Source organism: Akkermansia biwaensis, assembly GCF_026072915.1.
Classification (GTDB): Bacteria; Verrucomicrobiota; Verrucomicrobiia; order Verrucomicrobiales; family Akkermansiaceae; genus Akkermansia; species Akkermansia biwaensis.
In genome coordinates, this window is record NZ_AP025943.1 from 393,567 (window position 1) to 407,535 (window position 13,969).

A 13,969-nucleotide genomic window follows, 5' to 3' on the forward strand; every position below is an offset into this window, starting at 1 on the left:
CTGTTTTCATGAGCGCATGATCAACAATCCATTTTCCGGCCCATCCATTCCGTAAAGCAATGAAAACATGAACGTTATAAAAATTCAGAGAAGAAAAACAAAAAACAATAGACCCATGAAAAGATTCCACATAAAAACACTGATCACGGCATGCATTTCCTGCAGCCTCATGAATTTATCTTATTCAGACCAGACTCCAGCCTCCGACACTCACTCGGTGACAGAAGAATTGAAGGAGTCTGTCAAGAATATGGAAAATCCAATCTCGCTGGATTACAGGAACGTTAAAACCTGTGAGGAAATGAAAAATTTAATCAATGATTATATCACGAAGAATCATGAGGGCCAAACACACAGGGGGAGCGGACTGATCAAGGAAAACGGTAAATACATCCTCATTTGCGCCACTTTCAACGAAGACGACAAAATGCTGATTTTATCATTTGACATTACCAACATACTCAATGAACTTCTTCATTCCAGCGACAAAAAAACAAGAGAGGAAGTTAAGGAATACATCGCGTCTTTAACTTCAGAAAGTTGGGAATGACAACGGTTTTTCCACGACAAAACCCGCCATGTTGAGAAAAAGTAAAAAACATTTGACAATCAGTCACTTTATAAAATAATAAACTTATCATGCTTATGAAATCCCTCTCTATTTTCATCCTCCTGTCCGCCCTCTGCAGCGCCAATGTTTTCGCCTGGTCCGTCACCCTCAGCGGGCCGTCGTATCCTGTCAGGGGTGAAAAATATGATTACAGGGCCAGCTACACTCTGGATGAAACCAACAGGCACAAGAATCTGGAAAGAGTCGAGTACCACTGGGTGATCGTAGGTGAAGCCGTAACCGATAAAAAAACGGACAAAAACAGTTCCGTGGCCAGTGTCACCATGCATGACCTGAACGGCGCCAAGATGCCGGACGACCCTGAAACCTGGCCCGGGGGATACGTTATTTGCATGGTGACGCTATACTTCAAGGACGGGACGAAAGAAAGCAACTCCGACAGCATCAAATTCACCCTGATACCCTGAAGGAGGGATCATTTACAAGCGCCACCATTTGTCAGACACCCGGATCTTCCATTTCCGTCTATTTTGCCGCGGAAAGGCCATACCACCCTTCCCCCAGCAGTTTTACCAGCGTGAAGGAATATTCCCCCTTGCGGTTGGGCTCCTTGCTGCGGGAAAGCAGGACGCGGACGCGGAGGGCGCCACGGTCATCGTTTGCGTTCAGCACCTTGTACGGTGAATGAAGCATTTCCTCGTCCATTTTAAACAGCATGAACAGGCGCTTGCCCATGTCCGACTTCTTAGGTACGTACACCATGGGGCGGGCAATGCTGCGGTCATTCGTGCCGTTCATGCCGGGAGCGATCAGCCTGTACGCGTAATCGTCCCTGCTTTCCGACATGCGGTCCCGGATCATCCAGACGCGGAATTCCCCGATGCCCTCCCCCTTGCCGCGGACAAAGTCCTCCCAGCTCTGCGGCTGGTAGCGGGCGAACTGCTGCCAGTCCAGCTTCCAGAGTCCGTCCTTTTCATCCTTGAAAAAGCAGAATTCCATGTCGGGGGAATCGGTAAAGGCAATCAGAAGCTGGGCGCAGGGGTGGCCCTCCACTTCAAGCAGCGCAAATTTTTTAGGGCCTGCGGGACGGCTCAGCATGACTTCCGGCTTGGTCACGGCATAATGTTTGACCATGAGGGGCAGCGCTTCCAGGGAATTCCACACAAAAGAGGATTTCTGCACCATGTCGCCGGAGCTCAAGTATTGCTGGGCCGTCTGGAGGCACTGGCGCAGCAAGTCCTGCCGCTCCATGGGAGGAACGTAATGAGGCGGCCAGAAACTGTAATCCACCTTGTCCTTCAACGCGACATTCACCTTTCCGGAAAGCATTTCCGGCGTGGCGCAAATCCGCGCCGCCTCAGAGGAATCCTTCGCCGCCTGATGCTTGCGGAGCCAGAAAAAGGCTCCTCCCAAAAACACGCCCAGCGCCGCCAGGAAAAAGATCACGGAAAGAATGCGGCTCACGGACATTCCGCCTGGACGACCGCGCCCCTCCTTCATCCTGGGAGTAACCGGGGTATTTTCAGATAAATCACTCATTGCAAACCGGGAATATCCGCAAGAAACCCCTGCGGAAGAATGCCCAAACACTACCGGAACGGCGGGGGCAACGCAACGATAAAAAACAGACACATTTTTTTATCCCTCCCGGTGAAAATTGTTTCACTTCTCCGTGGCGGTGATGTACATTGGATGCGACGAGTTTCAAGAGCTCCTACCTAACCTTTACCCCCCTCTTAACACCATGTTTGGATCATTCACTACCGTCCCCGCCCCCAAGGGCAACAAGAACGCGGAACCTTCCCCCAGCTGGATGGACATCGCCAAAGGGCAGGACGCTCCGGAACCGGCCGCGCCCCCCGTTTCCGCTCCCGAATCATACGCTCCCACCACCCGCGTCCAGCAATTGACACGCAACGTGCTGAATTCCGACGTGGAAGTCGTCGGCTCCCTGCGCTTCTCCGACGACCTGCTGATTGACGGTACGGTGGAAGGCGACATTTCTTCTGAAGGCGTCCTTTCCGTCGGCCAGAACGCCGTCATTCGCGCGGAAATCAATACCAAGTCCGTCATCATCCACGGCAAGGTCATCGGCAACGTCACCGTTACGGACCGCGTGGAACTGAAAAGCACGGCGGAACTTGTGGGCGACATTCAGGCCGCCTCCCTGGCGATTGAAGCGGGAGCCATCTTCATCGGCCATTCCACCGTAGGCGCCCCTACCGTAGGCGCTACCGCGCAGAAGCCGCTGCCCGTTTCCTCTTTCTCTCCGGAACCGGAAGCCGCCGCTCCGGCCAGCCAGAGTACGCTGGACATTGATGCGGAATAAACATTCCACCCATCAGCCATTTTCAGGGGCGGCAAAGGAACGCAAGGTTCTTTTGCCGCCCCTCCTTGTCCCATGAACACTCCTTTCCACCCCGTGCCCCGGATCTGCCCCCGGCCCTCCGGAAAAATCCGCCAGCCAAGCCCCGCCCCGCCCTGGACGCTCCCGGCGGCAACGGGCAGCAGCCACGCTCCTTCCCGGAACGTGGAATGTTTTGCCTGCCGACGGCGTACCGCCGTTCCCGTTACCGCCGTCTCCGCCAGGTGCAGCCACTGCTCCGCCTATATCAAGCTGGACGACATTACCCTGCACAGCAGGACGCACCGGACCAAGGTACAGACCTGCGGCTGCGTGACCGTGCAGGCGAATGCCGACCTGAAAGGGCTGCATATTGAATGCCGGGATTTGATCCTGAATGGAAAAGCCTCCGGGGACCTGCTGTGCAGCGGCGTCTGCAAAATCAAGGCGGACCAGCATATTTCCGGGACCTTGCGCGCCCGCAGGCTAACCGTGGAAAAAAAGACGGCCGTACTGGTCACGGGCGGCGTGCATGTGGAAAACGCCTGGATACAGGGGACCCTGGAAGGCGCCCTCACGGCGGAAGGTACTGTCACCATCCACCGGCATGCCAAATTTCTTGGTGACATTACGGCGCGCCGCCTTGTCATTGAAGAAGGGGGAATCCACCAGGGCTCCCTCACCAGACTGTCCTGACATGAATCTTCCCATTTCCATCCGCGGCGCCCGCCAGCACAACCTGCAGAATCTGAACCTGGACCTGCCTTCCGGCAAGCTGATCGCCTTCAGCGGTCCTTCCGGCTCCGGCAAGTCCTCCCTGGCGTTCGACACGCTTTTTGCCGAATCCCGCAGACGCTTTCTGGACTGCCTGTCCGCCAGGGCCAGACAGGGAATCGAACAGCCGGACAAGCCGGACGTGGACAGTATCACGGGACTTCCCCCCGCTCTTTCCCTGGAGCAGTCCGCCCGGCACCAGCATCCCCGGACCCTGCTGGGAAGCATCACGGAAATCCTGGATTACCTGCGCATCCTGTACGCGGCGGCCGGGCGCCCCCACGACCCGGAGACGGGAAAGGAACTGGTCCGGCAAACCCCGGACCAGATTGCGGACGCCCTGGCCTCCCTCCCCGAACAAACGCGCCTGGTACTGACGGCCCCCGCGGAAGCCCTGCTGGCCCAGGACCCCGCCGCCACGCTGGGCGACTTCCAGAGACAGGGCTTTCTGCGCATCTACTGGAACGGGGAAGTGCGGGATATCGAGGAACTGGGGGTTCCGGACGCTCCGGCGCCGGACGCGGCCCTGGTCATTGACCGCATCATTATCCGGGGGGAAAGCTCCTCTTCCCGCCTGGCGGACTCCCTGCAAACCGCACTCCGCATCAATCCGGACGAAGTAAGGGCCGTCATCACCAGGCCGGAAGAGGAACCCGCCGTCCAGGCCTTCCACACCCGCTACCGCAATCCGGAAACGGGATACCTGCTTCCCCAGCTCACGCCGCGCCATTTTTCCTTCAACTCCCCTCTGGGCGCCTGCCCCGCCTGCCACGGCACCGGGCTCAACAAACAGGAAAACGGTCCATGCCCGGAATGCCGCGGACAAAGGCTCTCCCCGCTGGCTCTGGCCGTTACCATGCACACGCCAGACCACGCCTACAATCTGGCGGAACTCACGGCGCTCCCGCTGGAGGACATGGTCGGAGAGACCAAACGGCTGGAAATTCCCGCAGCCCTGGCCCCCGCCTTGAATCCCGTGATGGAGGAAATCAACAAGCGCACCCACTTCCTGAATGAATTGGGGCTGTCCTACCTTTCCCTGGACCGCCAGGCAAACACGCTCTCCGGAGGAGAATTGCAGCGCGCACGGCTGGCTTCCCAATTGGGGGGCGGCCTCTCCGGCGTCCTGTACATCCTGGACGAACCCACGACGGGGCTGCACCCTTCCGACACGGACCGCCTGCTGCGGGCGCTCCAAACGCTGCGCAACCTGGGCAATACGGTGCTTGCCGTGGAGCACGACGAACAAATTCTGCGCGCGGCGGACCACCTGGTGGACATGGGCCCGGGCTCCGGAGCCAGAGGCGGCCATATCCTGGCGCAGGGTTCCCTTCAGGACATCATGGCAAACGCCGAGAGCCCCACCGGGACATGGTTTTCCGGAACGCGGCAAATGCCAGCACCACCACGCAGGGCAGCCCCCAGCGGCCAGCTCGTTTTGACACATGCGAACAGGCACAACCTGAACAATATCACTCTGCGTCTTCCGCTGGGCACCCTCACCTGCATTTCCGGGCCGTCCGGGTCCGGCAAATCCACCCTGGTGCGGGACTGCCTCATTCCCGCGCTTAAAAAGGATTTAAGCGGGAAAAAGGGAGTCCCCCGCCTCGTACAGGGATCGGAACGTCTCAGCCGCCTGGTCGTCATCGACCAGTCTCCCATCGGCAAATCCCCGCGCTCCACGCCGGCCACCGCCACGGGACTGCTCAATATATTGCGGCCCCTTTACGCCCAACTGCCCCTCTCCAAGCAGCGGGGCTACACGGCGGCGCGCTTCTCCACCAATGTCCGCGGCGGCCGCTGCGAACGGTGCCTGGGAACCGGCATGATAGAAGTGGACATGAATTTTCTGGGCAACGTAACGATGCCCTGCGACGCCTGCCAGGGCCAATGCTACAACCGCGAAACACTGGAAGTAACATGGAAGGGAAAATCCATCGCCCAGGCGCTGGCCCTTACCGTGGATGAAGCGGCGGAATTCTTCGCCACGCTGCCCAAGGCCGCAGCCATTCTGAAAAGCATGAAAGACGTGGGGCTGGGCTACCTCAACCTCGACCGCCGGGCGGACACCCTTTCCGGCGGGGAATCCCAACGCATCAAAATAGCCTCGGAGCTCGCCAAGGCGCCGGCCTGGAAACTGGCGGAAGATGACAAGTGCGCCCTGTTCATTCTGGACGAACCCACGGGGGGGCTGCACTTTAATGAAGTGGAACTTCTCCTGAAGGCCCTTTTCCGGCTGAGGGACGCCGGACACACCGTCCTGTGCGTGGAGCACCACCGGGACCTGTTGAATGCGGCGGACCATCTCATCGACATGGGACCGGGCGCCGGAAGGCACGGCGGAAACATCGTCGCGGAAGGGGCACCCTCCGCCGTGGCGGCCATTCCGGAGGCGCCCACGTCCCGCTGGCTGAATCCTGCTTAAAAACTGGTTTAATTATTATCTTGACGCTGAACAGGATTTTCCCTAGGACTAGGAGAATTCTGTTCTCATACCTATGTTTACTTTATTTTCTCGTCTCCTGCCAGTGGCCTTTCTTGCATTGAGCCTTCTGCCTGAACCGTCATGCGCCACTCCCGTATTCCTGGAAAACGTCTCGGAATCCGGAGGATGGTACGACTGCAACAAGAAAGCCAAATGGGACTGGGGCAGCAAGCCGGGTAGCATCGATCCGAGTATACAAGTTCCCGTCCGTCCCCCGGAATATAGCTCACTGCCAGTTGATTCACAGCTCTGCTGGGCGGCGGCAGCTTCCAACGTCCTTCAATGGTGGCAGGACACCAGAAGCGATCTGAAACCCACTACGCCCAATGGAAAATCCGCCACTTGCGACGCCATGCCGGAAGTTTCCCAATTGGCCATTTACCAGACGATCTCAAAAAACTGGTCTAATGCGGGCGGTTCCGTGGAACAGGCCTACAACTGGTGGTTCAACGGAGGCATGCTGTCCACCACCGCTTACCCAACCGGATCCACGACATCCGCTCCGGGAGGATACTGGCAGGAGCTTGGACTGACGGTTCCGCCATCCATCACTGGAGGCGCCGTAGATAATCCTTTATTTACTGGATATGGATTCCACTCTGGGAATACCAAAAACGAAGTTTACCAAATGTTGATGGAAAGCATTAACAACAATTGGGGAACTACGCTGACAATTGGGGAGGATGGAAGAGGCCACGCTATCACCATGTGGGGATATGATATGGATGTGGACGGTAGCCTGATTGTGTATCTGACGGACTCCGACGATTACAAGTTGGGGATGTTCCGTCAAAAGGTTATTATCAACAACTACAAGGATGAGTATGAGTTTCTCCACTGCGACATTTATCTGACCAGCCTGGAAGGAGAAGAAAACGTATACGGCTATACTTACGATGAAGCACAGCTGACCGGCACCATGCTTGGTGAAATGCAGAGTTTTACAGCACCTCTGGGCGATCTCAGGGTTCCGGAACCGTCTGTCGGAATTCTCTCCCTGTGCGGCGTCTTCCTTTTCCTGCCCCGCCGCAGACGCGTCCTCCATTAAACGAGCTTCCACTCCCCTGCTCTTTCAAAAACGGGCCTTGATTCTTACTGGGCAAATGTGCAGAATAGGCAAACGCACAACTCAGGAGAGCACCAATTGTTTCAATGTTCTCCAGTGCGCATTTGTGAAATGAACGACGCTTCCGACAATCACGGCGACCAGGAAAACACACTCTCTACCTATTCCGTCGATATAGAAACCCTCCAGCAGGCGGCCCTGGCGGGAGATCCCCAGGCATTGTTCCAACTGGCTATCAATTATGAGCAGGGCCGCGGCGTGGCGGAAAACCATCAGGAAGCCTTTTACTGCTACCATCAGGCGGCGGAACTGGGCCATGTCACCGCACAGCTCAATCTGGGATGGGCCTATTCCAATGGAATCGGCGTCCCGCAGGACAACGACAAGGCATTCTACTGGTATCAAAAGGCGGCCCGGCAGGGCCACCCCACCGCCCAGTTCGACCTGGGATTCTGCTACATCAACGGTCTGGGAGTGGAAAAGGACGAACACCAGGCCATCAGCTGGTACACGAAAGCGGCGGAACAGGGGCATGCCGTCGCACAGCTCAATCTGGGCTGGATTTATGCAAACAGCAGCACCCAGCAGAACTGGGAACAGGCCGTATACTGGTACAGGCAGGCGGCGGAACAGGGAGATCCCCGCGCCCAATACAACCTGGCATGGTGCTACGGCAACGGGAGCGGTACGCCCAAAAACCCGGAAAAAGCCGCCTACTGGTATGAGGAAGCCGCCCAGCAGAACCATGCCACGGCCCAGTACAACCTGGGATGGTGTTATGAAAACGGATTCGGCGTCCAGCCCAACCTGGACAAAGCCCTGGTCTGGTACCACAAATCAGCCCTGCAGGGGCAAATCACAGCCCAATATACCCTGGGGTGGTGCTACGGCAACGGCCGCGGAGTGGAAGTGGACATGAACAAGGCCGTCTACTGGTACACCAAGGCAGCCGAACAGGGACACAATACGGCCCAGCTCAATCTGGGATGGTGCCACCTGAACGGCAAAGGCACCCCTGTCAATCATGCGGAGGCCTTGAAATGGTACCTGAAAGCAGCCGAACAGGGCAACGCTACAGCCATGTTCAACGTAGGCAACTGCTATGCACACGGCTACGGCATTGAAGAAAATGATGAAGAGGCAGAAGCCTGGTACCGGAAAGCCATTGCCAACGGCAATAAAAAGGCGGCAAGCGCCCTGCGCCACCTCCATTCAAAGCAGGAGAAAAACCAGGAATCCGGTTCCCAGGCCTGAACAGTTTATTCACCCTGCACGGGCTCATACCGCCGGCAAATAACCGGACGGCATTCCCCTTCACATGTGCCCTGCCGTGCAGCGGGAATCATTCCGGCACACAGCGGTGATCACCCGCTTCATGGGGACGTACCCTTTAAAGGCCATACCCTGAACGGCGCGCAATTCAAATCCCGCTAACGGCCGGTTTTTCTCCCTCTCCCGGCGCTTTTCCTGGACAGCCGCTCGACAGCTTCAGGTAGGCGGCAGGCGCCGTCGCCGCCCAGTGCAGCGTCCATGTCTTCCAGGCCATGAATCAAGTCGATCACATCCCGGCGCGGGAGGGCTCCGCCTGCGGAAACGCAAAAATGGGTGCGGCAGGCCAGCGGCCTTCCCTCATAAATCATGCATCTGCCCTCTCCGCTCAGAAAAGGGCAGCTTCCGTCATCCGGCAACTCCACGCGGGTGCGCCCGGACGCGCGCCATGCCTTCCAGGCCAGCCATGCCTCGCCCAAGGTAACGTGCGGCGTCTCTCCCGTCAGACGGAAGCGGCAGCAATCCGCCGTACCCATACAAAAACGCTGCGCGCGGGAAACACGCCGGGCGCCTTCCTCCAGCAGCCGGCGCACCGCCGCTAAAACATCGGCGGAGGGGGCATTCCCCTCCGCCCTTCCATGACGGCATCTGCCTGAGGCCATGATCGATAGCACTACCGGGTCAGGCCGTCGGCCTTCGCCTGGTTCCAGTATGCGTATTCGGAACGGTTGAAATCCACGTATTCCGGAGACAAATCCGTCGTGTACACCGTGTGGGAAAACTCGCCGCGGTTCAGATTAATGTCCACCTGGAACTCCGGAACCTGCACGGCCTGCCGCAAATCGTCGGACGGAGTATCGGCCTGCACGCCGCCCCGGCAGGCGGGAAGCCCGGCAATATCAATGTCGATCTTCTCTTCATCCACCTTCGCGCCGCAATAGCCGACGGCATGGATGATGCGCCCCCAGTTGGGGTCATTCCCGTTCCAGGAGCTCTTCACCAGGGAGGACTTGGCCACGGCTTCCGCCGCCTTCTTCGCCTCATCCTCCGTACGGCCTCCGGTCACACGGACGGTCACGAACTTCGTCACGCGTTCCCCGTCCTGCACGATGTGCTTGGCCAGCTCCAGCATCACGTATGCCAGGGCCTGCTGAAATGCGTAAATGTCTTCCGGGGATTCCAGCGTCACGCCGGATGCTCCGTTCGCCATCACCAGCACCGTATCGTTCGTGCTCATGTCGCCGTCAATCGTGATGCAGTTGAAAGAACTTTTCACTCCGGACTGAACGCACAATTCCAGCACGTCGCGGGAAATGCCCGCATCCGTCGTGATAAAACACAGCATGGTAGCCATGCAGGGGTTGATCATGCCGGCCCCCTTGCAGCAGGCGCCGATGCGTACGGGCCTGCCCTGCACCATGAATTCAATGGCGATAATCTTCTCCTTCGTGTCGCTCGTCATCACGGCCTGCGCCACTTCATGCCCCTTGTCGCGGGAAAGGCCTTCCGCCAGTTCCGGGAACTTCGGATAGATACGCATCATGGGCATCGGCAGGCCGATCACCCCGGTGGAACAGACAGCCACTTCGCAGGGCTTCAGCCCCAGAATCCCCGCAATGCGCGTGCATTCCCCCCTGGCGTCTTCCACCCCCCGGGCTCCGGTGCAGGCGTTCGCGTTGCCGCTGTTCGCCACAATGGCGCGGATATCCCCCTTGCGGAGATGCTCCCGGCTCACTTTCACGCAGGCCGCCTGAACGCGGTTTGTCGTAAACGTGCCCGCAGACACGCAGGGTTCCGTGGAATAAATCAGGGCCAGGTCCAGGCGCGTGGCCTCAGGCTTCTTGATGCCGCAGCTCACCGCGCTGCCCAGAAAGCCCTGAGGCGCGCAAACGCCCCCGTCAACCGGAATATAGGATGAATCATTCATCGTCTTGAAGTACCTTTCAGCATAACAAAAAACTACAATACCCACAAGCCTTCCGTCTCATCAAACCCGCACATGATGTTGAAGGACTGGACGGCCTGCCCGCCCGCTCCCTTCACCACATTATCCTCGGCGCTCATCAGAATCACGCGTTTCGTGCGCGGATCGTAGGCCCAGCCGATGTCCACGCAATTCGTGCGGGTCACATTCTTGGTATCCGCCGGCTGGTTGCGGCCCAGCAAACGCACGAACGGAGCCCCGGCATATGCTTCTTCCAGCAGGCGGCCGATGGAATCGGGATCCGCCCCCTCCTTCACTCTGGCCGTAATGGTGGAGCAAATGCCGGTATTCACGGGGATCAGATGGGGGGTGAAGGACATCACCACAGTTTCCCCGGCAGCCCAGGAAAGCTCCTGTTCAATCTCGCTCAAATGGCGGTGCTTCGGCACGCCGTAGGCATGGAAGCTTTCGTTGCATTCGCAGAACAGCAGGGGAATGCTCGCCTTGCGCCCCGCGCCGCTTACGCCGCTGCCGGAACACACCACCACGTCTTCCGGTTCCAGAATCCCGGCCTTGAACAAAGGGATGAGCGGCAGCAGGATGCTGGTGGGATAACAACCGGGAGACGCCACGATGCGCGCCCGGGCGATCTCCGCCGGACGCCATTCCGGCAGTCCGTACACGGCCTCCTGCATCAGGGCGGTATCCGGATGGGCATTTCCGTAATACTCTTCATACACATCCGGGCAATTCAGGCGGAAATCCGCACTCAAATCAATCACGCGCACGCCACGGTCCACCAGCCCGCGCGCATAGGAGGCGGCCACGCCATGCGGCAGGGCAAGAAACGCCACTTCCGCCCCGGTGGCGGCAATGGCTTCCACATCGGAATCCGTAAACCTCAAATCGGAACCCGGCACCTGCCGGAAACGGGGAAACACCTCCCACAGCGGCTGTCCGGCATATTGGCGGGACGTAGCGCATACCAGCCTGACTCCGCGGTGATTCAGTAGAATGCGCAACAACTCCTGCCCGGTATAGCCACTGGCCCCGACAACTGCTACTTGAACTTGCTTCATGACAAAAAAGGTATGCATTGAAAAAAGACTCTTGCCAACACTAAAGTTTTCCTATATACACCTCGCCGTCGCAAGACACGGCCCCGGTCGGTCCGGTTTTATCGGGTTGTAGCGCAGTCTGGTAGCGCACCTGCATGGGGTGCAGGGGGTCGCAGGTTCGAATCCTGTCAACCCGACCAATTTTAACCGCTTTAAGTTTAAACACTTAAGGCGGTTTTTATTTTCCTGTTTCTCAAGACATGCCGACTACCGCGGGAAATATGCCAGCGTGAGACAGCGTCCTTCTGTTTCCCGCTGAAAGACAGGTCACAGGCAGATATGCTCTCCGGGCCGGATCAATACGCACTTCAGGGTAGCCTTCACCTGTTCTCCGCTACCCTCCTATCATTCTACGGCAGAAAACATCAGCCGCCATCACCACAGGTTACACTTTCCAGGGGTGGAACATCTTCGGTCCTCTTATAACGTTTCATGCGGGATGATCTTTCCCCGGAATGAGGACAGATACCCATTGAAGTGGTATCAGTCGCTCCCGCCTATCCTGTAAAAGAACAACACCTCAAGGCAAATGGATATATTCCAAATATCCCTGTTCTTCATGTGATACAACGGAGATTTCTCATACTTCACAACTCAAAAAAATAATCATGAATAAAATCACGACTATCAACGGAATCCCGATGGTAATGCAGGACGACTTTTTCAGGCATACCGAAGACACAACCATCCACGTCACCGCGGAGGAAAAGGAAAAATGGAACGCCGGAGGTCAGGGCCCCAAGGGAGAGAAAGGAGACAAAGGCGATCCTGGTGAGTCTGCCTCCCTGGATATTACAGACAAGCGATATGGCATGGTCGAAGGAAACAATACATGGGATGGTACACAAACGTTTTCTGGCAGTGTCACGATAGATGGTGGAATTACTACCCAAATCAATGATGCGGGTACTAATTATTGGTCTCTCCACTCAACCCCCACCCAACCTAAAGTCGCGGAATTGTGGTGTTCCGATAATAATTCGGCCATAGATGTTGAGGTGCGAGATGGTGGGCTATGGCTACGAGATCAAGCCGGTAATTGCGGATCTGTGTTATTATTTGACTGGTACAGCCGCACGCAACTGGAAAACTTAACCGTCCAAAAGAATTTTACGGCAGAAGGGCCAGCCTCATTTACATCCGGCGTCACGATGAGTCAGACACTGAAAGTTACTTCGTACGCGGAAATAGGCGGAGAATTTCGCGTAGGAGCAACCATATTTCCAGGCATGGACAGTCGGGAAGGAGGATGGATCCAGCACCCGTACGATCATCTGTATTTGACGGGTGGGGGGGCATCTGGGACTGGTGAACTAACCGTCCAAATTGGAGACCAAAACAATGTCATATACGCAAATCTAGTCAAGGATAATGCCAAACCCGGCTCTCTAAATGATAACTCCGTACTTAATCGAAAAGAAGCCGACGCCCGTTATTCTCTCCTTACCGATGCGCCGGAATATTCCAAAGTAACTATTAAACCCGGTTCCGGGGCTGCAAATGGAATCATGTTCTTAGAATCGTCAGGGGAAGTGGGAACCGGTATATTTTCGGTGAACGGTATGATGTATGTGGGAGGCCCGAATGCTGATAATACTGGTATATTCCGTGTCAATTGCATTTTTGCGACGTTTGGAGAATTTCAGGCTTTTGATACAGCCTCGTTCAATTCTGGTGTCACAATGAATCAGACGCTTAACGTTAAAGGACTATCAACCATGTACCGCTGTGCCGTTTATAGTGAGGAATACAGCTTGTTTTCCGTACAGATGGGTACAGCCGTATGGCAGAACAGATCAAGCGGTGTATTTGAACTATGTGGAGATGATCATTACGCTATGGGCGTCAATTTGAACGTTGGCCGTACCGATGGAGAACCGGCTCGAATTATCAAGCAAAGCCAGAAAGAGCCCCTTAACTCTACGGATGTACCAAATCTGGCGGAAGGAGATACCCGATGGGCCAAGGTGCGAACAGACCTGACGAACGCCCAATATGCAGCTTTGACAGAAAAGGATGCGACTACTATTTACATTACTTCCGACGGGGGCAAAGTTTACATTGGATCACATGCTCTTAACTAAGCTGGGCGAATACAATAAACCATATTAATACACATTATTACAATTCCTCGAAAGAAACAGGAGCCAAATTCGATTCGCAACAGGACACCGTCTGTTTATCAAAGACAAGCCTGAAGGACAAAGCTAAATCAATTCCATTATTCTTAAATAGTTACATATGATCAGGCACCCGTCTATCTCGCGCTTGCCTCTTCCATCCAGAATGAGAATGCTGATCGGATCAGCAACGCAGGAGCGGGAGCGGATGGCAAGTTAATAGAAGGTATTTCTGCAATTTGAAGGCCGACAGCCTAGTACGGAAGCAATCGGCACTTTAACAGCGGATGAGCTCCCT

At 56.3% G+C, this 13,969-nt stretch carries 12 protein-coding genes and 1 tRNA gene; 9 read left to right on the forward strand and 4 right to left on the reverse strand.

The annotated features are described in order from the left end of the window. Positions 1 to 67 precede the first annotated feature (67 nt). The gene (locus OQH67_RS01575; RefSeq protein ID WP_215435365.1) at positions 68 to 550 is read left to right on the forward strand and encodes a hypothetical protein; all 483 of its coding nucleotides are present in this window, start codon (positions 68 to 70) and stop codon (positions 548 to 550) included. A 95-nt stretch (positions 551 to 645) separates the two neighbouring features. Next, complete coding sequence (locus OQH67_RS01580) at positions 646 to 1,038, forward strand: hypothetical protein (protein WP_215435363.1); 393 nt, start codon at positions 646 to 648, stop codon at positions 1,036 to 1,038. A 58-nt stretch (positions 1,039 to 1,096) separates the two neighbouring features. On the opposite strand, the gene OQH67_RS01585 is transcribed toward OQH67_RS01580, so the two are convergent. Continuing rightward, entirely contained in the window at positions 1,097 to 2,110 is a 1,014-nt protein-coding gene (locus OQH67_RS01585; RefSeq protein WP_215458868.1) for a hypothetical protein, read from the reverse strand. Between the two features lie 205 nt (positions 2,111 to 2,315). On the opposite strand from OQH67_RS01585, the gene OQH67_RS01590 reads away from it, so the two are divergent. From OQH67_RS01590 to OQH67_RS01610, 5 genes are all read left to right on the forward strand, one after another. After that, a complete protein-coding gene (locus OQH67_RS01590; protein WP_238623766.1) occupies positions 2,316 to 2,900 on the forward strand; it encodes a bactofilin family protein in 585 nt (194 codons plus the stop codon). Between the two features lie 72 nt (positions 2,901 to 2,972). Further along, positions 2,973 to 3,611 (forward strand): polymer-forming cytoskeletal protein, encoded by a 639-nt coding sequence (locus tag OQH67_RS01595; protein ID WP_215435359.1) that lies wholly within the window; start codon positions 2,973 to 2,975, stop codon positions 3,609 to 3,611. A 1-nt stretch (position 3,612) separates the two neighbouring features. After that, complete coding sequence (locus tag OQH67_RS01600) at positions 3,613 to 6,114, forward strand: excinuclease ABC subunit UvrA (protein WP_215435357.1); 2,502 nt, start codon at positions 3,613 to 3,615, stop codon at positions 6,112 to 6,114. A gap of 118 nt (positions 6,115 to 6,232) precedes the next feature. Beyond that, entirely contained in the window at positions 6,233 to 7,222 is a 990-nt protein-coding gene (locus OQH67_RS01605; RefSeq protein WP_215435352.1) for a hypothetical protein, read from the forward strand. A 129-nt stretch (positions 7,223 to 7,351) separates the two neighbouring features. Next, positions 7,352 to 8,494, forward strand: coding sequence for a tetratricopeptide repeat protein (locus OQH67_RS01610; RefSeq protein ID WP_215435350.1), 1,143 nt, complete (start codon positions 7,352 to 7,354; stop codon positions 8,492 to 8,494). Positions 8,495 to 8,670: 176 nt separating this feature from the next. On the opposite strand, the gene OQH67_RS01615 is transcribed toward OQH67_RS01610, so the two are convergent. Genes OQH67_RS01615 through argC form a run of 3 tightly spaced genes read right to left on the reverse strand, consistent with a single transcriptional unit; the run spans position 8,671 to position 11,512 of the window. Further along, positions 8,671 to 9,171 carry a YkgJ family cysteine cluster protein gene (locus OQH67_RS01615; RefSeq protein WP_215435349.1) on the reverse strand — a complete coding sequence of 167 codons (501 nt, stop codon included), beginning with the start codon at positions 9,169 to 9,171 and terminating at the stop codon, positions 8,671 to 8,673. A gap of 11 nt (positions 9,172 to 9,182) precedes the next feature. Then, a complete protein-coding gene (gene argJ, locus OQH67_RS01620; protein ID WP_215435348.1) occupies positions 9,183 to 10,436 on the reverse strand; it encodes a bifunctional glutamate N-acetyltransferase/amino-acid acetyltransferase ArgJ in 1,254 nt (417 codons plus the stop codon). A 32-nt stretch (positions 10,437 to 10,468) separates the two neighbouring features. Further along, positions 10,469 to 11,512, reverse strand: a complete 1,044-nt coding sequence (gene argC / locus OQH67_RS01625; RefSeq protein WP_215435347.1) for an N-acetyl-gamma-glutamyl-phosphate reductase — start codon at positions 11,510 to 11,512, stop codon at positions 10,469 to 10,471. Between the two features lie 102 nt (positions 11,513 to 11,614). Here argC and OQH67_RS01630 point away from each other — a divergent pair. Both OQH67_RS01630 and OQH67_RS01635 read left to right on the forward strand, forming a co-directional pair. Continuing rightward, positions 11,615 to 11,691 (forward strand) — tRNA-Pro (locus OQH67_RS01630). 468 nt (positions 11,692 to 12,159) lie between these two features. After that, on the forward strand, positions 12,160 to 13,635 hold the full coding sequence (locus tag OQH67_RS01635; RefSeq protein WP_215435346.1) for a phage upper tail fiber protein: 1,476 nt from the start codon (positions 12,160 to 12,162) through the stop codon (positions 13,633 to 13,635). The last annotated feature ends 334 nt before the right edge of the window (positions 13,636 to 13,969 follow it).